22 protein-coding genes and 1 pseudogene are annotated in these 23,985 nt (G+C 53.3%); 5 read left to right on the top strand and 18 right to left on the bottom strand.

What is annotated here, in order from left to right; all coding sequences use genetic code 11:
* Window positions 1-126 precede the first annotated feature (126 nt).
* The 6 genes from BQ7382_RS01820 to BQ7382_RS01795 all read right to left on the bottom strand — a co-directional run bounded on the left by BQ7382_RS01820 (window position 127) and on the right by BQ7382_RS01795 (window position 8,182).
* On the bottom strand, window positions 127-1,395 hold the full coding sequence (locus BQ7382_RS01820) for an ABC transporter substrate-binding protein (RefSeq protein WP_077390439.1): 1,269 nt from the start codon (window positions 1,393-1,395) through the stop codon (window positions 127-129).
* Window positions 1,385-2,347: a tRNA dihydrouridine synthase DusB gene (gene dusB, locus BQ7382_RS01815; protein WP_077390438.1), complete on the bottom strand. Its 963-nt coding sequence runs from the start codon at window positions 2,345-2,347 to the stop codon at window positions 1,385-1,387. Before dusB ends, BQ7382_RS01820 begins: the two co-directional genes overlap by 11 nt.
* Window positions 2,344-3,150, bottom strand: coding sequence for a type III pantothenate kinase (locus BQ7382_RS01810; protein ID WP_077390437.1), 807 nt, complete (start codon window positions 3,148-3,150; stop codon window positions 2,344-2,346). The genes dusB and BQ7382_RS01810 overlap by 4 nt, the downstream gene beginning before the upstream one ends.
* A complete protein-coding gene (locus tag BQ7382_RS01805; protein WP_077390436.1) occupies window positions 3,150-4,721 on the bottom strand; it encodes a helix-turn-helix domain-containing protein in 1,572 nt (523 codons plus the stop codon). Before BQ7382_RS01805 ends, BQ7382_RS01810 begins: the two co-directional genes overlap by 1 nt.
* A 17-nt stretch (window positions 4,722-4,738) precedes the next feature.
* Entirely contained in the window at window positions 4,739-6,817 is a 2,079-nt protein-coding gene (gene ftsH, locus BQ7382_RS01800) for an ATP-dependent zinc metalloprotease FtsH (RefSeq protein WP_077390435.1), read from the bottom strand.
* Between the two features lie 144 nt (window positions 6,818-6,961).
* Window positions 6,962-8,182 carry a phosphoenolpyruvate hydrolase family protein gene (locus tag BQ7382_RS01795; protein WP_077390434.1) on the bottom strand — a complete coding sequence of 407 codons (1,221 nt, stop codon included), beginning with the start codon at window positions 8,180-8,182 and terminating at the stop codon, window positions 6,962-6,964.
* A gap of 247 nt (window positions 8,183-8,429) precedes the next feature.
* Here BQ7382_RS01795 and BQ7382_RS01790 point away from each other — a divergent pair, with 247 nt between their 5' ends.
* Both BQ7382_RS01790 and BQ7382_RS01785 read left to right on the top strand, forming a co-directional pair.
* Window positions 8,430-9,629 (top strand): Tm-1-like ATP-binding domain-containing protein, encoded by a 1,200-nt coding sequence (locus BQ7382_RS01790; protein WP_077390433.1) that lies wholly within the window; start codon window positions 8,430-8,432, stop codon window positions 9,627-9,629.
* A 128-nt stretch (window positions 9,630-9,757) separates the two neighbouring features.
* Window positions 9,758-10,588, top strand: a complete 831-nt coding sequence (locus BQ7382_RS01785; RefSeq protein WP_077390432.1) for a phosphoenolpyruvate hydrolase family protein — start codon at window positions 9,758-9,760, stop codon at window positions 10,586-10,588.
* A 130-nt stretch (window positions 10,589-10,718) separates the two neighbouring features.
* Here the strand turns inward: BQ7382_RS01785 and tilS are convergent, their stop codons facing one another.
* The 10 genes and pseudogenes from tilS to BQ7382_RS01735 form a co-directional block, all read right to left on the bottom strand.
* Window positions 10,719-12,221, bottom strand: a complete 1,503-nt coding sequence (tilS, locus tag BQ7382_RS01780; RefSeq protein ID WP_077390431.1) for a tRNA lysidine(34) synthetase TilS — start codon at window positions 12,219-12,221, stop codon at window positions 10,719-10,721.
* Window positions 12,222-12,236: 15 nt separating this feature from the next.
* Entirely contained in the window at window positions 12,237-13,070 is an 834-nt protein-coding gene (locus BQ7382_RS01775) for a TatD family hydrolase (RefSeq protein WP_077390430.1), read from the bottom strand.
* A 134-nt stretch (window positions 13,071-13,204) separates the two neighbouring features.
* Window positions 13,205-14,785, bottom strand: a pseudogene (gene metG / locus BQ7382_RS01770) (methionine--tRNA ligase); the annotation flags it as partial.
* Between the two features lie 58 nt (window positions 14,786-14,843).
* Window positions 14,844-15,065 (bottom strand): hypothetical protein, encoded by a 222-nt coding sequence (locus tag BQ7382_RS01765; protein ID WP_077390428.1) that lies wholly within the window; start codon window positions 15,063-15,065, stop codon window positions 14,844-14,846.
* 205 nt (window positions 15,066-15,270) lie between these two features.
* The gene (locus BQ7382_RS01760) at window positions 15,271-15,819 is read right to left on the bottom strand and encodes a 2-oxoacid:acceptor oxidoreductase family protein (RefSeq protein ID WP_077390427.1); all 549 of its coding nucleotides are present in this window, start codon (window positions 15,817-15,819) and stop codon (window positions 15,271-15,273) included.
* A gap of 10 nt (window positions 15,820-15,829) precedes the next feature.
* Window positions 15,830-16,567, bottom strand: coding sequence for a thiamine pyrophosphate-dependent enzyme (locus tag BQ7382_RS01755; protein ID WP_077390426.1), 738 nt, complete (start codon window positions 16,565-16,567; stop codon window positions 15,830-15,832).
* Window positions 16,567-17,646, bottom strand: a complete 1,080-nt coding sequence (gene vorB, locus BQ7382_RS01750; RefSeq protein WP_077390425.1) for a 3-methyl-2-oxobutanoate dehydrogenase subunit VorB — start codon at window positions 17,644-17,646, stop codon at window positions 16,567-16,569. Before vorB ends, BQ7382_RS01755 begins: the two co-directional genes overlap by 1 nt.
* A 20-nt stretch (window positions 17,647-17,666) precedes the next feature.
* A complete protein-coding gene (locus BQ7382_RS01745) occupies window positions 17,667-17,879 on the bottom strand; it encodes a 4Fe-4S dicluster domain-containing protein (protein ID WP_328587307.1) in 213 nt (70 codons plus the stop codon).
* 29 nt (window positions 17,880-17,908) lie between these two features.
* Window positions 17,909-18,628 carry a nucleotide-binding protein gene (locus BQ7382_RS01740; RefSeq protein ID WP_077390423.1) on the bottom strand — a complete coding sequence of 240 codons (720 nt, stop codon included), beginning with the start codon at window positions 18,626-18,628 and terminating at the stop codon, window positions 17,909-17,911.
* Window position 18,629: 1 nt separating this feature from the next.
* Window positions 18,630-19,376, bottom strand: coding sequence for an IclR family transcriptional regulator (locus BQ7382_RS01735; protein ID WP_159437196.1), 747 nt, complete (start codon window positions 19,374-19,376; stop codon window positions 18,630-18,632).
* A 278-nt stretch (window positions 19,377-19,654) separates the two neighbouring features.
* Between BQ7382_RS01735 and BQ7382_RS01730 the strand changes: the two genes are divergently transcribed.
* Genes BQ7382_RS01730 through BQ7382_RS01720 form a run of 3 tightly spaced genes read left to right on the top strand, consistent with a single transcriptional unit; the run spans window position 19,655 to window position 22,580 of the window.
* On the top strand, window positions 19,655-20,938 hold the full coding sequence (locus tag BQ7382_RS01730; protein WP_159437195.1) for a glycosyltransferase family 4 protein: 1,284 nt from the start codon (window positions 19,655-19,657) through the stop codon (window positions 20,936-20,938).
* A gap of 42 nt (window positions 20,939-20,980) precedes the next feature.
* Window positions 20,981-22,207, top strand: a complete 1,227-nt coding sequence (locus BQ7382_RS01725) for a class II aldolase/adducin family protein (RefSeq protein WP_077390420.1) — start codon at window positions 20,981-20,983, stop codon at window positions 22,205-22,207.
* A gap of 16 nt (window positions 22,208-22,223) precedes the next feature.
* The gene (locus BQ7382_RS01720) at window positions 22,224-22,580 is read left to right on the top strand and encodes a cupin domain-containing protein (RefSeq protein WP_077390419.1); all 357 of its coding nucleotides are present in this window, start codon (window positions 22,224-22,226) and stop codon (window positions 22,578-22,580) included.
* 87 nt (window positions 22,581-22,667) lie between these two features.
* Here BQ7382_RS01720 and BQ7382_RS01715 read toward each other — a convergent pair whose 3' ends face one another.
* Both BQ7382_RS01715 and BQ7382_RS01710 read right to left on the bottom strand, forming a co-directional pair.
* Window positions 22,668-22,910: a hypothetical protein gene (locus BQ7382_RS01715; protein WP_077390418.1), complete on the bottom strand. Its 243-nt coding sequence runs from the start codon at window positions 22,908-22,910 to the stop codon at window positions 22,668-22,670.
* A gap of 159 nt (window positions 22,911-23,069) precedes the next feature.
* Window positions 23,070-23,717 carry a GntR family transcriptional regulator gene (locus tag BQ7382_RS01710; protein ID WP_077390417.1) on the bottom strand — a complete coding sequence of 216 codons (648 nt, stop codon included), beginning with the start codon at window positions 23,715-23,717 and terminating at the stop codon, window positions 23,070-23,072.
* Window positions 23,718-23,985: the final 268 nt, after the last annotated feature.

The following is a 23,985-nucleotide window of genomic DNA, read 5'->3' as shown; positions in this document are numbered from 1 at the left end:
TGCACACCGAAGGCGTATACAGCCTTCCCAACCAGCAATAACCTTTATATTGACCCGTCGGCATAACCCTTACCGGCGTTTCAATCGGAACGATGAATTAATATGAATATGTTTTTCCTGAAAAGATCAGCCTATCTTCTGAATGTTCTGAGCCTGTGTGGTGGTGTCCGTAACGTAGGCGGATACTATCTGCCCGTTCTTTATTGTGCAGACGTTCACCCTCCTCACAGGGTTGCCGTTCTCGTCAAATGTGAATACTCCGGTGGCACAGCGCACGTTGTCCAGGGATGCCAGGGCATCTCTTACGTCCTTGCCCTTCATGCTCCTGGAAGCATTGATAGCGTTCATCGCCAGCAGGTAGGCATCGTAACCCTCGGCCGCCTCATCTGTCGGGATATCGTCGTCGCCGTATTTGCTGGCGTACTCGATGAGGAACTTCTGCGTCTCGGCAGTTACAGTACCCGTGGTGGAGTTGTTGGCCTGCACCACAGTATCTGAAGGGAAGGCGATCCTGATGTCGGGATGCTTTTTCATCATGGCGATGAAATCCTGGGATGACCAGTCCCTGTTCCCCAGGAACGTGATGTTCGTCATCCCCTCCTTCTCGATCTGCGTGAACAGACGGTCTGCGGCCGCAGCTCCAACCGGCAGATATACCACGTCCACCTTGGACTTTTTTATCTTCTTGATCAGCTTGCTTATCTGTGGCTTTTCGGCGGAGACAGTGGTGTTCATCACGACATAGTTATCGTCCCCGTCAAGCTCGTCAGTCTTTTCTCTGAAGCCTTTTACTGCAGCTGCAACGGAGCTGTCGTTCTGTATGCTCACGATGCCCACGTGCTGTGAACCGAGGCCGTCCGCGCTGACGGCGTACTCCGCCATGCCCGCACCGGTCTGGTAGCTGGTCATGCACACCCTGAAATAATAAGGGTTCCCCTCTGTGATCAGAGGGTTGCTTGCGGAAGGCGTGATGGTAGGGATCTGGGCCTTCTGGATGTACGGCCCGGCGATCATGGACGAAGCCTCTCCTGCCCCGCCGATTATGACCACCGGCTTCATCTTGATGAGGGTCTGTATCGCTGTCTTCGCCGTGTTGGTGTTGGACTGCGTGTCCGCGTAGACCAGCTCGACGTTGGCGCCGGCCACGTTGTCGTACATGCTGTGCGCCAGCTCTATGCCCTTGATCTCGTTCTTGCCGACCTCGCTCTGGTCTCCGGTCTGCGGCTCGTAGACGCCGATGTAGATGGTCTCTGCGTCCTTCTCCACATCCTTTGAAATGAAGGTCCTCCTGAAATTGTCGAAGGTGGTGCAGCCGGACATGAAAACGGCGACGGTCACCAGCATTACTCCCAGGAAAAGTATTTTGAATTTTCTGTTTCTGTATCTATTCTTCAAACTTTATGGCCTCTCTCATCTGGGCGGCGCTCTCGATCTGATTCACAGCCCTCCTCATTGCCGAGCCGTTTCTCTGGCCTTTCGTGTACCAGGCGATGTGTTTTCTCATCTCCCGCACTGCCGAGTACTCGCCCTTCAGCTGGATGAGCTGATCCAGATGTTCTGTCATCATGGCGGAGATCTCTTTCTGGTCAGGTCTCGGAGGCACCGGATCCCCTCTCCAGGCAGCCATCAGCTCTCTGAAGATCCAGGGGTTTCCCTGTGCTCCGCGGGCCACCATTACCAGGTCGCAGCCCGTCTCCTCCATCATCCGGATCCCGTCTCCGGCGGTAAATACATCCCCATTGCCCACCACCGGGATGGACACGGCTTCCTTCACGGCCTTTATTATACCCCAGTCCGCCTTTCCACTGTAGTACTGTTCTCTGGTTCTCCCGTGAACGATCACGGCAGAGGCTCCTGCCGCCTGGCAGGCCTTTGCCACCTCGACGGCGTTTACGTGCTGATCATCGAAGCCCTTGCGGAACTTCACCGAAACAGGTTTTCCGGCTTTTTCCACCACGGCCCTCACGACGTCATACACCCTGTCTGGATCCTTCATGAGTGCTGAACCGTCACCGTTTTTTACCACCTTGGGTACGGGACAGCCCATGTTTATGTTAAGTGAGATGTTCGGCCTCCCGGCCAGCATCTCCGCGGCGCATCCCATTATCCCGGGATCGCTGCCGAATATCTGTATGGATACCGGCCCGGAATCCTCAGGGATATACAATAGGGACTCCGTCTTTCTGTCACCATAATACAGGCCCTTTCCACTGACCATCTCTGTATAGGCGAGAGATGCGCCCTGGCGGAAGCAGAGCCTGCGCATCACTGCGTCTGTTACCCCTGCCAGGGGGGCCAGCAAAAAAGGGCCGGAGAGCCGGTTACCGTAAAGGTTGAGCTCTGTCATATTTTTTTCTTTCTGTTTTTTCTGTTCTTGTTGTACAGGATCACCAGGCCGTCCAGTGTGAGGCGTTTCTCGATGAAGTCTATGCAGTCGATATCGCTCTTCACCATGGTGGCAAGTCCTCCCGTGGCAACGACTTTTATCTTCTCCGGATCCACTCCGTAGTCCTCCGCCATCTCCTTCTTCATGTTTTCCACCACGTAGTTGGTGAGTCCCATGTGTCCGTAGATGAGGCCGGACTGGATGCTCTGGATCGTGTTCTTGCATATGGTCTTTCCAGGGCGTTCCAGATCCACGTTCGGCAGCTTCGCCGTCTTCTCGAAAAGAGCGGAAGCCGATATCTTTATCCCGGGAGCGATTGTGCCTCCCAGGTAGTCCCCGTCTTCGGTTATTGCGCAGAAGGTCGTGGCCGTTCCGAAATCGATTACCACAAGGGGGCATTTGTATTTACTGTGTGCGGCAACAGCGTTTACGATCCTGTCGGATCCTATCTGTCTCGGGTCGTCGGTCTTTATCCTGAGGCCGGTCTTGATGCCGGTCTCCACCACAAGGGGTGTGCAGTCGAAATACTTCAGGCACATGTGCTGCATGGTGAATAGCAGGGATGGCACTACGGTCGAGATGATCACGTCGTCGATATCACCCGGGTCTATCCCTTCGTGCCTGAACATCTGATCTATTGTAATACCGTACTCGTCTGCACTGCGGCCAAGATCCGTGGCAAGTCTCAGGCTGGTTATCATCCGGTCTCCGTTGAATACTCCCAGCACGACATTGGTGTTGCCTATATCTATGGCCAGCAGCATTACTTGTCCTCCAGACGCCTCAGGGCCAGCGCGATGGTCAGGCCCGGTATTATCCTGTTTCCTGTGATCTCGGCTCCCAGAAGCTCGTTGATCCTCTTGAGCCTGTACTGAACGGTGTTGTTGTGGATGTTCATGAACTCTGAGGTCTTGTTGCTGTTCATGCTGGCATCCAGCACGAAGGTCTCCAGGGTATCCAGGAGGAGCCTGCCCTTGTTCACCGACACCTCTTTCTCAAATGGCTCGAGCAGATCCAGATAAACCTTCTTGAGGCTGGAATTCTGGACCTGAAGGTTGATGCAATTGCTCACCATGGACATCTCGTACTTGGTGAACACCCTCTTGTAAGGGAACACGATCTCGACGTCCTCGTAAGTCTCGCTGATGATCCTGAAGCCCTCGATGGCGTTGTCCAGATCCTCGAGGCCTGTTGAGTGGAAGATCCTCACGTCCTTGCGGCCGTCCTTCAGCTTCTCATACATCTTCAGAGCGGCGTTCTTGAGGGTCACTCCCTTTTCCACGGAATTATCCGTGTAGATCATCCCGTAATACTCGTTGTCCTCTATGAACGGAAGGAGACCGAAGTTGTACTCCTCCTTGAAGTTCTCGATGATGTCCTGGGACTCAGGATTGCTGATGCCGGAAGCGTAGAACACGCTGATGAACTGCTTGTTCTTGAGGCCGGCCTCGTCTGCCAGGGTGTGGCAGAAGGCAAGATCGCCCCTGATGGCGGATTTGATGAACTCGGACCTGGAATCCCTCTCAGGCGTGTACTTCCACATTCCCATGGCGAGCTCGATGATCTCGGCGAGCTTCTTCATCTCCATGGCGGTGTAGTTGTCCTCGTTGTCCACGATCATGAGGAGGTGCTTCTCGCCCTTTATCTCGATAGTGCCCCAGTAAGTGATCACGTCCTGTATGTTCACTCTGGTGAACATGGTGGAGTGAGCCACGTCCTGCTTCCTGGCGATCTTGATGGCATCGTCTATGGTCTGCTTGTGCCTTGTCTCGATAGTCAGGATAGGGTTGAACTCAGTGGTCATGAGGACTATCTGATAATCGTTGTTCAGAGCCGCTTCCTTGAGAGCACTCTGGAAATTGCTGTGCTTCTCGAAGTTCAGCAGGTGATAGATCGTGTTGTTCAGGATGTTGTCGCTGTAGTTGTGTCCGTAAAGGATCTTGTCCAGCACCTGCTCCATCGTGACGGCATATGTGTTGGTGTTGTTGTCCGGGATGACGATGACCAGAAGTCCGGCCGTCTCCGCGGCCCTGATCACCCTCTCGTCCAGGCTTCTCACTCCCGCCTCGTTCAGAAACACCACAAGAGCCGCTACGGACTTTTTTCCAAGCCCTGTAACTACCTTGATCTGAGCATCTATATCGTCCTTGCACGTCCAGAAGTGGGTGAGCACCATCTGCTCCTTCAGGCCGTTCCTCTCGATACCCATGTCCAGATTGTCTTCGTCCAGGACTGAAATGGTCCGCACTCTCCTGTCGCTCTTTCTTCCGCAGGAAACCACTGTGCCTCCGTTAAAAGCGTCCAGGTTAAGGCAATCATCTACGGTAATTCTCATTTTCTATCACTGCTCCCTTACTGTTGATCGGTGTTGTTATCATCGTTCTTTTTATCCTGATCGCCTTCGCCACCCTTACCGTACCGGTGGAACTCCTTATAAACAGGGGGCTCTTGCTGATCATTGGCGTCTTCTCCAAGCATGGCCTGCTCCAGCTCTCTCATCCTGGCCTCGGCCTTTGCTCTCTCCTCTTCCTCTAAGCGCTTGCTCTCAGCAGCCTCTTTTGCGTTGCGCTCCTGGATCTCCTTCTGCTCTCTGCTGACCTTATCCTGGAGTTCTTCAGGAGTGATGTCACCGTTGTAAAGGGCCTCGAACTGCTCTCCGTCGAGGGTCTCAACGAGGAGAAGGGCCTGTGCGACTCTTTCGAAGCTGTCGTCGTGCTCTGTGAGGATCTTTTTCGTGTCTGCGTAGCACTCCTCCAGGATGTGCCTGATCTCTGTGTCGATCTCGGAGGCGATCTCCTCAGAATAGTTCTGCCTCGTGGAGAAGTCCTTGCCGAGGAACACCTCGTCATTGGAGCTGAAACTTACAGGGCCCAGCTTCGTGCTGAATCCATACTTGGTGATCATGGCTCTGGCGATCGCCGTAGCTCTCTCCAGGTCGTTGCTTGCACCGGTGCTTATGTCGTCCAGCTTGAGTTCTTCTGCCACACGTCCTCCCAGCAGATGCCTGATGTTGTTCAGCATGTTGCCCCTGGTCTCGAAGAACTTGTCCTCTTCAGGCAGGGACATGGTGAAGCCGCCGGCCATTCCTCTCGGGATGATGGTGATCTGGTGTACCGGATCGGATCCCGGAATGGATCTCATAACGATGGCGTGGCCCGCTTCGTGATATGCGGTCAGGCGCTTCTCCTTTTCGGATATGACTCTGGACTTCTTCTGAGGCCCGGCCATGACCTTGGTGGTGGCCTCCTCTATCTCGTCCATCCTTATCTTCGTTCCGTTTCTTCTCGCCGTGAGGAGAGCGGCCTCGTTTACGAGGTTCTCGATGTCGGCAGGGGAGAATCCCGGAGTCCTCTTGGCCAGTATCTCAGGGGATACGTCGTCGGCCAGAGGCTTGTTCTTGGTGTGGATCTTGAAGATCTCTTCTCTTGCTTTGACGTCAGGCATGCCGATGACGATCTGCCTGTCGAACCTGCCCGGTCTGAGCAGGGCAGGGTCCAGAACGTCCGGTCTGTTGGTGGCGGCAAGGATGATTATTCCCGTGTTGCCGTCGAATCCGTCCATCTCCACCAGCAGCTGGTTCAGCGTCTGCTCTCTCTCGTCGTTGCCGCCTCCGAGGCCCGCGCCTCTCTTTCGTCCAACGGCGTCGATCTCGTCGATGAAGATGATGCAAGGAGCATTCTTCTTGGCCTGCTCGAACAGGTCTCTCACTCTGGATGCACCGACACCGACGAACATCTCGACGAAGTCGGATCCGGATATGGTGAAGAACGGAACACCTGCCTCACCGGCGGTGGCCTTCGAGATATAGGTCTTACCTGTTCCCGGATTTCCCACGAGCAGCACGCCCTTAGGGATCCTGGCGCCCAGCTTGGTGTACTTCGCCGGGTTCTTAAGGAAGTCAACGATCTCCTGGAGCTCTTCCTTTTCCTCGTCAAGGCCCGCAACGTCCTTGAACGTTATGCTCCTGCCGTTATCCTTGTAGAGCCGTGCCCGGTTTTTCCCGAACTGGAAGGCCTTGTTGTTCCCTCCCTGGCTCATCATGAAGTAGAACAGGAAAATCAGCGCCACGATCATGATGATGGTCGGCAGCATGGACAGGAGGTTGAAATCGCTCTCGGGCGGATCACTCTCCATCTTGATCTTGCCATCCTTCAGCATCGGGTAGACGTAGGTGTCCTCCAGCCAGCTGATCTCGACTACGGAAGGGGCGTAGGCCACTTCCTGGTCGCCGTTGTCCTTTGTACCCGTGAGCTTTCTGTCGGTGATGTTAAGTTTCTCGTAATCGCCGTCAGAAAGGTGCTGGGAAAAGGTGGAAAACTTTATTTCTTTCGTCTTGCTGGAGTTGTCCAGCCCTCTGTAGAAATACGCCGTGCCCAGGACGAGGGCGAAGATTATCACATATATTCCAAAGTTTTTGCCAAATTTCTTCAAGTCGCTCTGTACCTTTCCTAAATTTTGAAAAATTTGTCTTTTTACACAAACTCTCGCATGATTTTAGCATAGCGTAAAATTTCTTTCAAGGAATCCACGGCTCCATGTCTCATGATGTTTCTGTGAAATACCCTCCATTGGTTTTCACACTTTTTTTGCTGCCATTGCCGAACGGTAAACCCTGGGAGACATGCCCTTGTATTTTTTGAAGATCCTGCTGAACTGAGCAGGATCGCCATATCCGATATCCCTGGCGATCTCGCTGATGGACAGTCTCTCATTCGCCAGCATCGAGCAGGCTTTGTTCATTCGAAATGTGATCAGATACTCTGTGAAATTACATCCCGTCTTTTTCTTGAACACGCTTCCCAGATATGGTGGAGAAACGTGAAGTATTCCGGCCATACCGTTAAGTGTGATGGTCTGGTGGTAATGAAGAGAGATATATTCCTGAACGTATTCTGCGTAATCGCTTTCTGCCGGTTTACCATCGAGTACGCTCTTAAGTGAGCTGGTGTTTTCCACGTCATCAGGATGCTTGAAGGACCTGGTAGTCTGAAGAATAGCTTTTTCGGAGGGGATCCTTTCGAAGGAGGATCCGCCGATGAAGCCCTGGCAAGATGTGTTCTCGTAAAAATATTCTGCGTCCGCCGGGGTTTTTACGGGGCCTCCGTAGATCATGCGTATCTTCTCAGGGGCTTTCTCAAGGCAAATGCGGAAGATCCTGTCTGCCGATCTGCAGGCGGCCTTAATAGAGCTGGCTTTTTTTGCTCCCAGCGTTCCTCCCGTCGTCCAGCCCAGATAGGCACAGATAATATCAGCGCCTGCATTTATCATTTTCTCTGCCTGCTTCTCGTCGAAAACGAAGGCAAGAGTGAACATTCCCTTTTCACTGGCGATCCTTATGGCCTCCACCTCCGTGTCGTAGCTGATCCCCTCTCCCTCCAGAGCCTGTCTGAATCTGCCGTCTATCAGACCTACAGTTGGAAAGTTCACAAGGCCTGACAATCCTGCCCCCCTAATCTCTTCTATGTATTCAGGAAGTTCTATCATGGGATCTGTAGCGTTTATCCCAAAAAGTATGGGAGTTGATTCCATAAGGGTCAGCAGCTCTCTTGTAGCAAAATCCATAACCGTATCGTTGCTGTTGGTGTATGCCAGATAGCTTGCCATTGACGGCCTTCCTGCCTGTCTGAACCTGCCGGCGCTGAGAGCAAGAATAAAGTCCGCCCCGCCTTTTACGCTGTAGCGTGTCGTCATCCCGCTTCCCGCAGCCACCCCTATAATGTGGCCGTTGATCTTAATTTCCATCTGAAGCCTGTGAACAATATCCGCTCTTGTATTTGTAGTATTTGATCTACTCATTGATCAGCACCTGCCTTCCCCTTTTATTTCTATATGCAATTTTAAAGCAAAAATATTGCATAAGCACAAGTTTCAATATTCAAATTACATTTTTATTATGTACTTTACGGGATACAATGCAGTTGTGAAACGTTCCGCAAAGAGCAGTGGGACTGGAGATTATTATTTCTGCTCATTATGTTCCGTCCCGGAACTTTGAGCAGATATGCTGATGATTACCTATATCGATTCAAGGAGGTGGTATTCTTTGAAAACTGTTGCTATTGTGGGCACCTTTGATACAAAAGGCCGTGAGCTGCAATTTATCAGAGAGTGCATTGAGGAACGGGGGCTGGCCACCCTTTGCATTAACACAGGCGTTTTCGATCCTGTAGTTAAGCCTGATATCGGCAGCGATCAGATTGCATCTGCCGTTGGGGAAAATATGAAGGCCATAGTTGCCAGAAAGGACCGGGCAACTGCAACTGACGTCCTCTCCAGAGGTGCGAAGGTTCTTATTCCCCAGCTTTATGCCCAGGGAAAATTTGACGGGATCATTTCCATTGGCGGTTCAGGAGGCACTTCTCTTGCTACACCAGCTATGCAGGCCCTGCCTCTGGGAGTGCCAAAAGTAATGGTCTCCACCATGGCTTCCGGAGACACTTCCCCATACGTGGGGACCAGCGATATCGTCATGATGCCTTCCGTCGTAGATGTGGAAGGACTGAACGATGTTTCCAAGGTTATTTTCAGCAATGCTGCAAATGCCATAGCCGGAATGGTGGAAAACCGCAAAGAAATTGAAAATGACGGCAAGCCTCTTCTGGCCGCAACCATGTTCGGTGTGACCACACCATGCATAAAGGCCGCGAAGGCTTACCTCGAAGAACAAGGCTATGAAGTACTTGTGTTCCACGCCACAGGAACGGGCGGAAGATGCATGGAATCCCTTATCGATCAGGGCTTTATAAAAGGTGTCCTGGATCTGACCACCACAGAATGGTGCGACCAGGTGGTTGGAGGCGTCCTGAACGCAGGACCTGACAGGCTCACTGCCGCTGGAAGAAAGGGCATTCCTCAGGTGGTATCTGCAGGTGCGCTGGACATGGTCAACTTCGGTCCAATGGACACAGTTCCTTCAAAATTCAAGGACAGGAACCTCTATAAACACAATCCTACGGTCACTCTCATGAGGACCACCTCTGAAGAGCTTCATCAGATCGGTCACGAACTGGCAGTCCGCATGAACCAGGCAAAGGGAAAAACTGCTCTCATGCTTCCTCTTAAAGGGGTTTCTGCCATCGATGTTGAAGGCGGACCATTCTATGATCCTGAAGCAGATCAGGCACTCTTCAACACACTGAGATCCGAAGTCGGAGATAATGTGGAAGTAATTGAGATGGATACAGATATCAACGATCCGGAGTTTGCTGTTGCTGCAGCAAAGAAGCTGATCTCCATGCTGTAGTCTTCTGGGAGCAGGGCAAACGGAACACTGACCGGACAAGCTCTATAGCGGGCAGTCCCGGGCAGTTCGAACAATGAAACGTTTTTTTCAGTAACCAATAACTATTGATATTTAAACGGAGGCAAAGTATGAACACTTTAACAAGAGCTGAAAACATCGCAAGATTCAAAGAGCAGCTGGCAAAGGGCCACATTCTGGTCGGCGTAGGCGCAGGCACAGGAATTACCGCAAAAAGCTCAGAGGCAGGGGGTGCTGACATTCTGATCATCTACAACTCCGGCCGTTACAGAATGGCCGGACGTGGTTCTCTGGCCGGACTGCTTTCTTACGGTGACGCTAACCAGATCGTTGTTGAAATGGGTGCTGAGGTCCTTCCTGTAGTTAAGGACACTCCTGTTCTGGCCGGCGTTTGCGGGACAGATCCGTTCAGGGTCATGGATATTTACCTGAAGCAGCTGAAAGACCAGGGATTCAGCGGTGTTCAGAACTTCCCTACCGTTGGTCTGATCGACGGAACATTCCGTCAGAACCTGGAGGAGACGGGCATGGGATATGGTCTTGAGGTAGAAATGATCAGAAAGGCTCATGAGCTGGATATGCTCACATGCCCTTATGTTTTCGATCCTGATCAGGCTGCTGCCATGGCTGAGGCTGGCGCAGACATTATCGTTGCTCACATGGGTCTGACAGCAAAGGGAACCATTGGTGCAAAGACAACTAAGACTCTGGATGACTGTGTTCCGATCATCAAGGACATCATTGCAGCAGCGAGGAAGGTAAACCCGGATGTTCTGGTCATCTGCCACGGTGGTCCTATTGCAGAGCCTGCTGATGCTGCTTATATTATTGAGAAGATCCCTGAAATCAACGGATTCTTCGGAGCCTCCTCCATCGAGAGACTTGCTGCCGAAAGGTCGATCAAGCAGCAGACTGCTGATTTCAAGTCCATCACAAGGTAGGTTTTGTGGTTAAAGGTTAGGTTTGGGTCAATATTCTGGTTCACAGGCTTCCCCTTCTTTTTGAAGGGGGAGCCTGTTTTTTCATGTCGCCGATCGTAACATCAATAGGTGCGTTATAACGCATCTCACATCAATTTGAAACATCCTCCGTGAAACACATGACACGCATAAGTACCAGCGCCAGCACTACGCTTGCCTGCCCAGGTTCGGCCTTATAAGCACCTGAAAACCTCCCTTTTCTGCTCAGTGGTCCGGATGTCATCCTCTCGTCCGGCAGGATCCACAACACCTCGCTGCCTATGGCCGCCATCCTGACCTGATCGCGATACTCCCGCGGCACCTTCATGTCCACGAGCATGTCCTGGATCTTCTTGCGCCCAGTGCCGATGTCAATGAAGTCGCCAGGCCTGCGGTTCCGGATCTCCAATGCCGAAAGGGGATCCGGGTATTTTTTCTTAAGTGCCTCGAGGTCGAAGGCCGCGATTATCTGTCCTTTTTCAGGCGACGGAACATCGTCGGGCGAAGCGACAACAGAAACAGAAACTTCGCCCCGCGCCCCAATCCCGTTCCTTTCGGAGGCACCGGAAAAGATCAGGCGGTCGTATCTCCTTCTTACCGTGCAGCCGCCCGGCAGGTCGAGCTCCGCCGAAGGGTTCGGCGATGCAGCCACGGAAGCGATCTCCCCCATGATGTTCCTGGAAAAGCCCTCTTCGATGGCCAGCAACTGGAATATCCCGCGACATATACGGCTCTGGAGCGCCCTGTGGCAGTCCGCGAACTGCCTGGCGTCGATCTGAATTTCGCGAGATTCCGCCCCCTCGCACGTCTCCTCGAGATCCGCCGTCTCACGATCGGCGAGCCTCATCTTTTCAAAGGCCTCCATTGCCATCGCAGCGAGCAGATCCTCGTCGTCCCTGGCGTTGTCGGCCAGTCTCCGGAGGTTCTCACGGAAACCGGGATTCATGTTCTTTTCGATGTCTGGGATCACCATCAGCCTCAGATGGTTCCTTGAATACTCATCCTGGAAATTCGTCTTGTCCACGCAGGGCTCCAGCCCCTGCTCCCCGATGTAAGACTCGATATCCTTGCGACTCACGGCCAGGAGCGGCCTGATTAGATCGTACCCTTCAATGTCCCTGGACGGTGCCATGGCGGACAGTCCACGGACGCCGGTGCCCCGTATTATGCGGAATAGCACGGTCTCGCTCTGGTCGTCGGCGTTGTGAGCCACGGCGATGGAGGGACGGCGGCCGGTCTCCTTCTCCAGCTCCCTGGCGGTCTCCAGAAAAAGGCCATATCGTATCTGCCGCCCGGCTTCCTCTTCGGTCATTCCGTGCTCCGCGGCGTATCCCGGGCAATCCCGCACATATGATCTGCACCGGATCCCCATTTCCCTGCACATCTCCTCCGCACGGCGCTGGTCCTCATCCGCTGCGGCGCCCCTGATCATGTGGTTCACGTGGACCGCCACCAGTCTCAGGCCAAGGCCGCGCTCCTCCGAGAGCAGATGGAGCCCGGTGAGGAGCGTGAGAGAATCCGGCCCGCCGGAAAACCCCACCACGATCGCCTGTCCCTCTCGTATCAGCCCTGTATCCAACATGGCCCTGAGGATGTAATTTTTCTTTTCGTTCATGGAAAACGCTCCCCGTCAGTCATCGATGTTGAAAAAAGTCTTTCCGTTCTCCGTCAGCCTGCGGGCCGCCGCCTCGTATTCCAGGCCCTTCAGCAGGGCGACCCTCCGCACCACGTGCTCCACGTAATACGGCTTGTTCTCCCTGCCCCTGTACGGGACGGGCGTAAGATACGGTGCATCGGTCTCGGAGAGCAGATGGTCGAGAGGCACCGTCTGGACGACCTCCACGGTCTTCCTGCCGTTTTTGAATGTGACCGGGCCGCCCACGGATATCATGGCCCCCAGCCTCACGTATTCCATTGCGAACTCTGCAGACCCCGAGAAACAGTGCAACTGCACCCTCGGGTCCGCCACCTTCCGCCCGTCCTCAAGGACCTTTTCCGGGAACCAGCCCTTCCTTTCGTCGCTGAACGCGCCCTCTTCGATGAGGATGTCCATGGTCAGCCGGTCCGCGTCCCTCGTGTGGATCTGTATGGGCAGCCTGAGCCGGTTGGCCATGCGGATCTCCTTCCGGAAGAGCTCGATCTGCTTTTCCTTAGAATCCCTGCCGTAGTGGAGATCCATCCCGATCTCCCCGATGGCCTGCACCTTCGGCTCACCGGCCAGCTGCTCTATCTCATCGAGCATCTCGTCCGTATACCCCGGGGCCTGGTCCGGATGCAGGCCGACTGCCGCGTAGCACCACGGATACCTGGCGCTGTCCTCCACCGCCTGGCGGGAGGACTCCACCGAATCGCCGGAGTCGATGATGTACGAAAGGTCGGAAGCCTCTATCTCCCCGGCTAGCTGTGCTCTGTATTCCGGCGTGAATTCCCCGAAGTTCAGATGTGTGTGTGCGTCAAAAAGCATAAATTCCCTCTTCAGTGTTCTGTTCCCCTGCAGCGTCGGCCTTTCGGTGCTGCCGCAGTTTTTCCTTATGAAAAAAAGGACCCCAGGTCGTTCCCCGGGATCCTCTCCGCAGTTTCTTAAGCGTTCTCCGCCAGCTTCTTCTGATGGATCTCCTCCAGAGCCGCCAGCTCCTTCTCGATGTCCAGACGCGGGAACAGCTGATCCCCCTTCTTCACCTTGGTGCCATCAGGCAGGTTGAAGAACTTGAAGGCGTTCTCCCACTCCACAGGCTCCTCCGCTATGCCGAGCTGCTCTCTCATCCTCTCGGACGTCGTGTGCATGTACGGAACGATGAGGATGCTGACGATCCTGAGGCTCTCCGCAAGATACCTCATTACCGTGTCCAGCTGATCCTTCTGCTCAGGGTCCTTCGCCAGGATCCAAGGGGTCTCCTCGTCTATGTACTTGTTTGCTCTTCTGATGATCTCCCAGATGGAGTCAAGAGCCATGTTGAACTGGAACTCGTCCATATAGGCGTCCACCTTGTCGGCGGCTCCCGTGGCGATCTCTCTCAGCTCCTTGCTGTGCTCGTCCTCGGTCTTCGCCTCAGGCACAACCCCGCCGCAGTACTTCTCGATCATGGAGACCGTTCTGGATACCAGGTTTCCAAGGTCGTTGGCCAGGTCGAAGTTGATCCTCTTGAGCATCACCTCGTTGGTGTAGACACCGTCCTGCCCGAATGTGTACTCCCTCAGGAGGAAGTACTTCAGGGCGTCGATCCCGTAGCGGTCTATGAGGATCTCCGGATCCACCACGTTCCCCTTGGACTTGGACATCTTGCCACCGTCGATGAGGAGCCAGCCGTGGCCCAGCACCTGCTTAGGAAGAGGTGCGTTCAGAGACATGAGCATCGCCGGCCATATGATGGAATGGAAGCGTACTATCTCCTTGCCCACCAGATGAACGTCTGCCGGCCAGTACTTCTCATACTCCTCTCCGCACTCGTCAGGGTAGCCGAGGGTGGTGATGTAGTTCGTCAGGGCATCCAGCCACACGTAGATCACGTGGTTGGTGTCGATCGGAACAGGGATCCCCCACGTGAATGAGGATCTGGATATGCACAGATCTTCCAGGCCCTGCTCGACGAAGGATATCATCTCGTTGGCTCTCGACTCAGGCTGAAGGAACGTTCCGTTCTTCAAAAGCTCGAGGACCCTGTCAGAGTACTTGGACAGCCTGAAGAAATACGCCTCCTCGGACATCTTTTTCACAGGCCTGCCGCAGTCAGGGCACTTTCCGTCAACCAGCTGTGACTCAGTCCAGAAGGACTCACACGGTGTGCAGTACCAGCCTTCATACTCTCCCTTGTAGATATCTCCGGCCTCGTACATCTTCATGAAGATCTTCTGGACCTTCTCGGTATGTCTCGGCTCCGTGGTCCTCACGAAGTCGTCATAGCTTATCTCCATGGTGTTCCACAGTCTCTTGATGGTGGCTACCACCCTGTCGACGTACTCCTGTGGAGTTATCCCCGCCTCTATGGCCTTCTGCTCGATCTTCTGACCGTGCTCGTCGGTACCGGTCTGGAACCTCACATCGTATCCGCTGAGCCGCTTGAACCTGGCCATGGCGTCTGCCATCACGGTGCAGTAAGTGTGCCCGATGTGAAGCTTGTCACTGGGATAGTATATCGGTGTTGTAATGTAATAAGTACCCTTGGATCTTTTCTCCGTCATATGATGATTTCCTTCCAAATTAGATTTCTGTCCAGGCTCATCCAGGGCAGGACAGCACCTAGTCGATGCTGTAATCCTCGTCCTCGTCTTCGCCCCAGTCTACGTCAGACCAGTCTTCTCCTACGAAAATGTCGTCAAATACTTTCTTTGTCGCTACAGCGATAACAGCGCCTGCCAGCAGTCCGATGCCCAGAACTCTCAGAGTGGTCTTGACTGCCGCATACTGCTTCCTCTCTTCTTTCCTGGCCTCGGCCAGAGCCTTTTTCTCTTTCCTTGTCATATCAAACCTCCTTAGAGTCAACTATGACACACATGCCATGTCCCGCATGTTATTCCGTATTGAGCTAGTATTCATTATAAGAGATAGGCCCTGTTCTTTCAAGCTGAAGGCGGGTGGCGATAGTGAGAAGAAACTGTGATGTGTCACCACGCAAAAACGACGCCCTCAGGGAGGGCGCCGCCGAAAGCCGTGGTCGTATCTCAGACTACTTTCCCCAGTTTCTTCCGATCTCCAGACCTGTCTCGAAGGCCTTGTCGTTGATCGGAATAACCTTTGGCTTGTTCTCGAACTTGTGGTGGATGCCCTTTGTGATTACATCAGGCTCTACTGCCTTTGTGTATCCAACGTATGCACCCAGCATGATGATGTTCAGGATCCTTGCATTTCCCATCTCCAGAGCCATCTCTGTTACAGGAACGGAAACGACTGTGATGTCGTCTCTCTCGATAGGATCCTTTACGATAGAGCTGTTGATGAACAGTGTCCCGCCTGGCTTGAGGTTAGGAAGGAACTTGTGAAGTGAAGGACCGTTCATTACTACCAGGTCGTCTACGGAGTTGCTTACAGGAGCTCCGATCTCTTCATCAGAGATAACAACGTAGCAGTTAGCGGTGCCGCCTCTCATAGCAGCTCCATAAGATGGGAAGAACGTAACGTTCAGGTCTGTGGCATCACATGTCGCCTGAGACAGAAGTTTTCCCATGGTCATAACTCCCTGGCCGCCGAAGCCAGCTACCATCAAATTTCTTTCCATGCTTTACCTCCTAATTATCTCTGATCGTGCCCAGAGGGAACTCTGCCATCATGTCCTCCTGCAGGAACTTGACGGCGTCAAGAGTGCTCATGCCCCAGTTTGTAGGGCAGGAAGTCATGATCTCGATCATGGAGAATCCCTTTCCGTCAAGCTGGTTCTGGAAGCCCTTCTTGATAGCCTTTCTGGTCTGGATAACGTGCTGAGGTGTGTCGCAGGAAACTCTTGTCAGATAAACAGGAGCCTTCAGCTGGTTCAGGATCTCGCACATGTGCATTGGATATCCGTGCTCCTTAGGGTCACGTCCGTTAGGAGCAGTTGTAGCCTTCATTCCGATCAGAGTCGTAGGAGCCATCTGTCCTCCAGTCATTCCGTAAATTCCGTTGTTTACGAAGATAACGGTGATGTTCTCGCCTCTGTTTGCAGCGGACATCGTCTCCGCCAGTCCGATGGAAGCCAGGTCTCCATCTCCCTGATATGTGTATACCAGTGAGTCAGGGGATGATCTCTTGATACCTGTAGCTACTGCACACGCTCTTCCGTGAGCTGCGATGGTCTCGTCGTGGGTAACGTAGAACTGTCCCAGTCCGCAGCATCCAACGCCCTCTACACGTACCAGCTTGTCCAGCTTACCAAGGTCCTCGGCTACCTCGCCGATGAGCTTGTGGATCGTACTGTGCATGCAGCCAGGGCAGAAACCTGATACGGCACCTGGAATGATGCCCTTTGTTCTCTCATATACTTTCTTCATTACAGTACCTCCTTAATCAGCTCACGAGCTGCTGCCATAACCTGATCGTTGGTCAGGAGCTGTCCGCCGGATCTCAGGCACTCCTTGATAGGAGCTCTGCCGTGTACAGCGTGCTCAACGTCGAACTTCATCTGTGCAGGGATGGACATCTCTACATCCAGGATACCCTTTACTCTGTTGAAGTCCAGGTTCTCGAAGGTGCTGTATGGGAATGGGTGAACTGTGATAGGCCTGATCATTCCGATCTTGTAGCCCTCTTTTCTCAGCTCTCTTACAACAACTCTGGAGATACGTGCGGAGATACCGTAGCTGGCTACGATGATCTCAGCGTCGTCCGTCATGTATTCCTCTACTCTGATGTCCTTGTCCCAGGTCTTGTACAGCTTTGCAGCCTCAATGTTTACAGCCTCCTGGCCTGTTCCTACAGAACCAGGTCTGCAGTAAGCCTGCTGTCCCAGAGGGTGACCTACGATAGCTCTGTGAGCGAACTTAGCTCTGTGCTCTGCCAGCTCCTCATCACTCTTCATCGGAGGCAGAACTACAGGCTCCATCATAGTACCTACCACACCGTCAGTCAGTACGAGAACAGGGTTCTCATCTCTCTCTGCCAGGTCGAAGGCCTCATATACCATGTCAACGCACTCCTGAACTGAGTCAGGTGCGAGAACGATCATCTCAAATCCACCGTTTCCAGATGCCTTTGTAGCCTGGAAATAGTCCTGCTGTGCAGGCTGGATAGCTCCGATTCCAGGGCCTCCTCTTACCACGTTTACATAAACGATCGGAAGACGTGCGGATGCACTGTAGGAAACTCCCTCGGAATACAGGGAAATACCTGTAGATGAGGAGGAGCTCATGGCTCTGATACCAGTGGATGCTGCACCGTACAGCATGTTAACGGAAGCTACCTCGGACTCACCCTGTACGAATGTTCCGCCTACCTCAGGCATTCTTCTTGCGAAATACTCAGGGATCTCATTCTGCGGTGTGATTGGGTAACCGGCGAAGAAACGACATCCCGCTCTGGTAGCTGCCTCAGCGATAGCTTCACAGCCTTTCATAAATACACGATCACTCATTTGTGTTCTCCTCTCCTAAGTTAATCTCTCCAAACCTCGATTGCCGAATCAGGACATATCTGGGCACACATTGCGCATCCGATGCAGTCATCAGGGTTTGCAGCAACTACGTAAGGATAGCCCTTAGAGTTCACATTCTCGCCAACGGCAAGTACATGCTTTGGGCAGCTGACAACGCAGTACTGACATGACTTGCAGGATTCAATGGCGATCTCGACTTTACCTTTAGCCATCAACATTACCTCCTTAAGAATAAAATGTATTAACGGTCAACCCATGAATAGGTCATGTACAGATCGAGAGGGAAAATATACTTTTCCGTCTGGTCCTTCACCTGGTCGTACAGCTCTCTGCGGACGCAGGCGCTGCTCACCGTGGTGAAGTTCTTGAGGAGCTCGTCGATCTTGTCCAGCCCTTCCATGAATTCACTGGCCTCAGTTGTGTATCCCACGTTGGGATTTCCGAGTATGTATATCTGATCCAGCCTTACGGCTCTGAGGATCGTCCCCATGGTCAGGTCGAGGGACTCGGTGTTCTTCGTCCACGGCCTGTATGGGTTCACAATGTATACAGGAACGGAGTTCGTGTTCTTCAGGATGTGGGCGACGCCTCCGGCAGCCCTGGCAGCCTGTTCTCCTCCTCCTATATCCATCAGCGTGTAATTGTCTCCCATGAGAGAGACCTCAATGCCTCCCACTCTCGTAGGGGCGTCGAGATACTGGGTCTGGTAGTGGATCTCCACACCTTTTTTTGCAAAGGTGTCTTCCATATCCCTGGACCTGAACAGTGGCTTGGTCTGATCCATGTCGAAGACATCCACCTTGGAGCCGTCCCCGTGCTCCGCCAGCCAGGCGGCCACGTTCAGCACGATCTCCGTCTTGCCGCTTCCCGCTTCACCGATGAAGAGGAAGTTCTTCTTTTCCTTTAATATGTCGCCGAAGGTCTTCTCCGGCTGATAGAAAAAATCGCTTACGCTGCTCATATCAATCTCCTGTTATCAGCTGCCCGCACTCCTTAGCCGTGTCTCTCATCTTGGCGATGGTGCCGTACAGCTCTCTTATCATCCTGTCCTTGAATCCGCTGACGCTGATGCTGCAGATGGCCGTCCCATCTCTGCTCAGCACCGGCACCGCCGTGCACACCAGGCCCTCGGTGATCTCCTCCATGTCGAAGGCTACCTTTTCGGCCCTCACCACGGCTATATGCTGTCTGAATTCTTCTTTATCTGTGATGGTCTTCCTGGTGAAGGCCACATAATTTATCTCGTCTATCAGCTTGTCCGGCTCGGTGGCAAAAGCGGTAAGGATCTTCCCTCCCGCAGAGCAGTTCAGGCTGATGGAGTCGGAAACGTTCGCGGTGAGGAAAAGGCCTCTTTTCGGGTCCTTCCTGAGAGCCGTGACGCTGTGAGTTTTCTCTCTTATCGATACTGTGACGCTGAAGCCGGTCCTCCGGCACAGCTTGCTGATGGGCTCATCGATGACGTTGATGAGCTGCCTTTTTAGATTGGTGCTCCGCCCCAGCAGATATACCTTGTCGGCCAGGTAGAAGCCCCCGTCTGTCCTGTCCCTGTACACGTATCCCGTGTTCTCCAGGGAGTTCATGATCCGGCTCACCGCCGCCGGTGAGAACCCTGTCTCCTGAGCGGCAAAGGTCAGAGTTATGCGCCTGTGCAGCTGAAACAGGTCAAGAACGGTCAATGCCTTCTCAAGGGAATTGTTCTTTTCAGCCATAGCAGTGTGTCCTCTTTTAACCTCTATTTCACTCATGTATAATATAGTCTTGCCGGGGCCATAAGTCAAAATGTTTTCCGGAATACGAAAAATTTTTCGAAATGCGGAAAGTTGGATATCGTGCACGATATCCAGGAAATGGCCTGTGCTTTGTAGTGACAACACAATAACCGGTGTTGTATCTACCAGTTTTAGATATTTTCTACAACATCTCTGCAGATCAGCAAAAGCCCTTCAAAAATTGTATGGAAGAAAAAACGAGATTTCGAATTCTAAGCGTGACCACGCAGAAACCTCACTCCACCGGAAGCGGTGTATATCTCACAGAACTCGTAAAAGCCTTTCGCAGCTCCGGCTGCCGGCAGAGCGTCGTGGCGGGGATATACCACAGCGATGACGTGAACTTTCCGCCTGATGTTACGTTCCACCCGGTTTACTATACAGAGCCCGGCGCGTGCTGCCGACCGGGGGACATCCCTTTTCCCGTGCTGGGAATGTCCGACGTCATGCCCTACCCTTCCACCAGGTACGATCAGCTCACCGACCAGATGGCAGAACAGCTGGAGGCGGCCTTTATTCCGGCCATACGCGAAGCGGTGATGGAACTCGACCCACAGGTCATCCTGTGCCACCACCTCTATCTGCTGACGGCCATGGTACGCCAGGCCTTTCCCGACCGCCAGGTGTGGGGGGTATGCCACGGCTCCGACCTCAGGCAGATCAGGAACTGCTCATTCAGGCGCGACTGGATCCGCCAGGAGATATGCGAACTTGACCGGATATTCGTTCTCCAGTCAGAGCAGAAGGAAGTGCTGAAGAGCTATTACGGCGCGGCGCCGGACAAGGTCACCATCATCGGCAGCGGGTACAATCCAAGGATATTCAACTGCGGCGGAGAAAGCGCCCCGTCCACGGTACCGGGCCCCGTACGCATCATATATGCGGGGAAGCTCAGCCGGGAAAAAGGTCTTCTGCCCTTCATCGACGGTCTCCGGGAGATCGCAGAGGATCCCGTCATGCCCACTGTCTCGCTGGAGCTCGCCGGCGGATGCAAGGACAGCCTCGTATCACAGCGACTGGCCTCCGTGGACTGGGAGGACCTGAAGCCCGGGGTGCTCGCCGAAAAGCCTTTTTCCATAAAATACCTCGGCCTCCTGTCCCAGGACCAGCTGGCCTCAGCCTTCAGGCGAAACGAGATCTTCGTCCTTCCGTCGTATTACGAAGGGATCCCCCTGGTGCTCATGGAAGCCATGGCATGCGGCCTGATCCCCGTGAGCACAGATCTCCCCGGGCTTCGGGACTGGCTCGGCCGGACCATACCTGACAACAACGTCATATTTGCACCCCTCCCGCCAATGGTATCGCCGGGAGTGCCGGATCCCGAGTCCCTGGAGGATTTCAGGGTGGGGCTCGTGCGCGCTCTGAAAAAAGGGATCTCACAGGTCGAGAGACAGCGGCAGACCGGTCTCAGGAGGCTTCCTGAAACCAAAAACGCCTCCTGGCAGGGCGTGGCGGACAGAATACTCTCATTTCAGGAAATCCACACCCAACCGGAGGGTTGAAGTGCTATAAATAGAGAGAAATTTAATTTGAGGTGAATCACAATGAACAAAGACGAAGGAAAAAGACTTCTTCTGACCAGATCAAAAGCCTTCAGAGATAGATATTTCAAGGCCTATGGGCGCATGGCACTCCGGGTCGGCAAAGGCTCGTACCTCATGACCAGGAACACCCTGCCGCTTTCCGGCATCAGGGAGAGCGATGTACATCTTTACGATATAAACACAGGGGAGATCGGTCTCCTCTTCCGCTCCAGGAGCGACGTAAACGCAGTGGTGCTCGCCTGCACCGAGGCGTCGGTCCTCTTTTCCAGTGAAGCCCAGCTGATGCGTCCCGCGCTTGACGACCTGGCCCAGATCATCGGCCCGGACGTTCGCATATCTCCTACAGAGGACAGTCCGGACGTCCTGAGGGCACTCAAGGACAGAAACGGATGTTTTCTCCGGAAAAGAGGCATACTCGGCATAGGCCGCGACCTGGACGAGGCTGTGGCGGCGGCGCTCATCCTGGAGAAGAGCGCCGAGGCGGAGATCCTCGCTCCCAAGGTGGGCGGCCTCAAATACCTCAGTCCGGCCAAGGCCAAGGAAATGAGGCAGTTCTACCTGAACAAGTACACCAAGGTGAACACCCAGGACCACGTTCCATTCGTCAACATCGGCAGCCAGGAGTTCAAGATCCGGAACGCCATCATCGACTGCGGCAAGGAGATATGCCACAAGGATCTCGTACAGGGGAGCTGGGGCAATATCTCCGTTCGCCTGAACAGGAATGAGATGCTGATAACTCCATCCGGCATGGACTATTTCGACATCAAGACCGAAGACATCGTGAAGGTGAACATCGGGACTCTGGAGTACATCGCTCAGGGACGGCGGCCTTCCAGCGAGGTCCTGCTCCATGCCGACATATACAAGAGCCACCCCGGGTGCAACGCCATAATACACACCCACTCCAACGGATGCAGTGTTTTTGCCGCGGCACGCGCGGGCTTCAGGATCGACAACCCTCTGATCCACGAGATCATCGGAGACATGAACGTCACAGAACCGGAGATGCCCGGAACACCTGAGCTGAGCCGCGAGGTGAACAAGGCTCTGGTCGAGAATTCTGCGTGCATCATAGCAAATCACGGGGCCATTTTCTGCGGGCCGGAGCTGGATATCGTTCTGAACGTGGCGGATGCGATCGAGGCAAAGGCTTGCAATCTGCTGGGCCTGAGCTCATCCACCAGGCTGATGGCGGAAAAGGACGAAGAAGAAGAACTGCAATAACTGTAAGGAGGAAAACATGAGCTGGATAAGAAGAAGTGAAGACGTAAAGGTCAATGACAGACAGGCAGTACAGAATGGACCTGGGCACATGATCGCCCGGAGCCTGGCCGAAAGTGACGGCGAGCTTAACGACAAGGGAAGGCTTCTGGCCCACAACACCTTGAACAAGAACTGCGGCGTGGGATGGCACATCCACGAGGGAGATACAGAGATCTACATCATCCTCAAGGGTGAGGCAGAATACAACGATAACGGCACCATCACAACCGTGAAGGCCGGGGACGTCACCTTCACCGACGCCGGAGAAGGTCATTCGATCACAAACAAAAAGGATGAGCCCGTGGAATTCATTGCTCTCATCCTTTACAAGTAACATATTGCAACACCATCCGCCTGCCGCATGACCGGCAGGCTTTTTTTCGACCCGACTGCTGCAGTGCGTACCGCGACGGATCCTTTATTAATAGAAGAACAGGCGACTGGCGCCGAACTCCGTGAGGAAGTACAGGACCAGCAGGACCGCGATGCCAACGCCCCAGACCGTGAACAGCCTTTTCATCGGCTTCTCCACTCCGAGCCCCTTCATTACGCACCTCTCCATCATAGCAAACATCACGATCAGTACCGCCACATAAACAGCTACTGCATAATTAAGATATGGCAAAATGTAAGTCTGATAAAACGCAGTTATCTCTTCAGTCATTTCCGGCGATATTCCTTTCCTGAAAACAAAAAACACCCGGCGCACAGACTCTCTTCCGCCCGTCCGCTGGATGTATATTCTATCATATAAAAAGTATTTTTGAACGCCAATTTTGCGATTCGATCGGCTTATTCTCGTGACGCTTCCGGACCGCCCGCACTACCTGGTCTTCCCATTGTAGTGGTTCTTCTTGGTGAGGTGGAACTGGATGGCCTTGAACACCTCTTCTCTATCCCCGGTCTTCACTTTTTCCAGGATCCCCTGATGCTCTCTGAAATTGCTGAGATACGACTCCTTCTCGTCCTGATACAGGTAGAATGCACACAGCGCCAGGAGGTAGAATCTGGATTCCATCAGATTGCTCAGCATGTCGTTATGGCAGGCGTCCACAAAGCCCTTGTCGAAGTTGATGGTGGTCTGGACGTACTCGAATGTCAGCTCTCCGTCATACTGGCTGGCCTGCTGATCCAGTCTCTGCTGCAGGAGTTCTGCCAGATCCTGTTCCTGTCCGTCTTCGCAGCACATCTGATAGCACCCGCTCATCGTTACTATAAGCGTGTCGTTCAGCTGATCCACCAGCTTGTCGTCGAAGGTCAGGACGTGAAACCCGGAGTTCGGATGATTGATCACCAGCCCCTCGTTCTCAAGTCTCGAGATCGCCTCTCTTATCGGGCTGTTGCTGATGCCCAGATCTCTTGACAGATCCGCAACGCTCAGGTGTGACCCCAGCGGAAGCTCTCTCGTAACGATCTGATTTCTGATCAGCTTGTATGCCTGATCCCTCAGTGTATCCGGTTTTACTATCATTTCACTCTCCTGAATCTATACAGGCAGATCGCTGCTGTTTCCTGTCTGCCCCTCTCATAACTCTGTCCCGCATAAAATTCGAAACTATTCGATTTATTATACAAACGAATCGATCAATAATCAACGCATGATGCATGAACCATGGAATACTTTATGCAAAATTTTATGCAAAATTTTATACAGAGCGCATCTTTGCCAAACACTGTGAAGAGTTGTAAAATTTTACGAAATGCATTTATTTGCCGCCCCCTTTCGGGCAGATATCCAA

The sequence above is a fragment of the Mobilibacterium timonense genome (assembly GCF_900155555.1).
In the GTDB taxonomy this organism is placed as follows: domain Bacteria; phylum Bacillota; class Clostridia; order Peptostreptococcales; family Anaerovoracaceae; genus Allobaileyella; species Allobaileyella timonense.
This window is presented reverse-complemented; position numbering and strand designations above follow the sequence as displayed.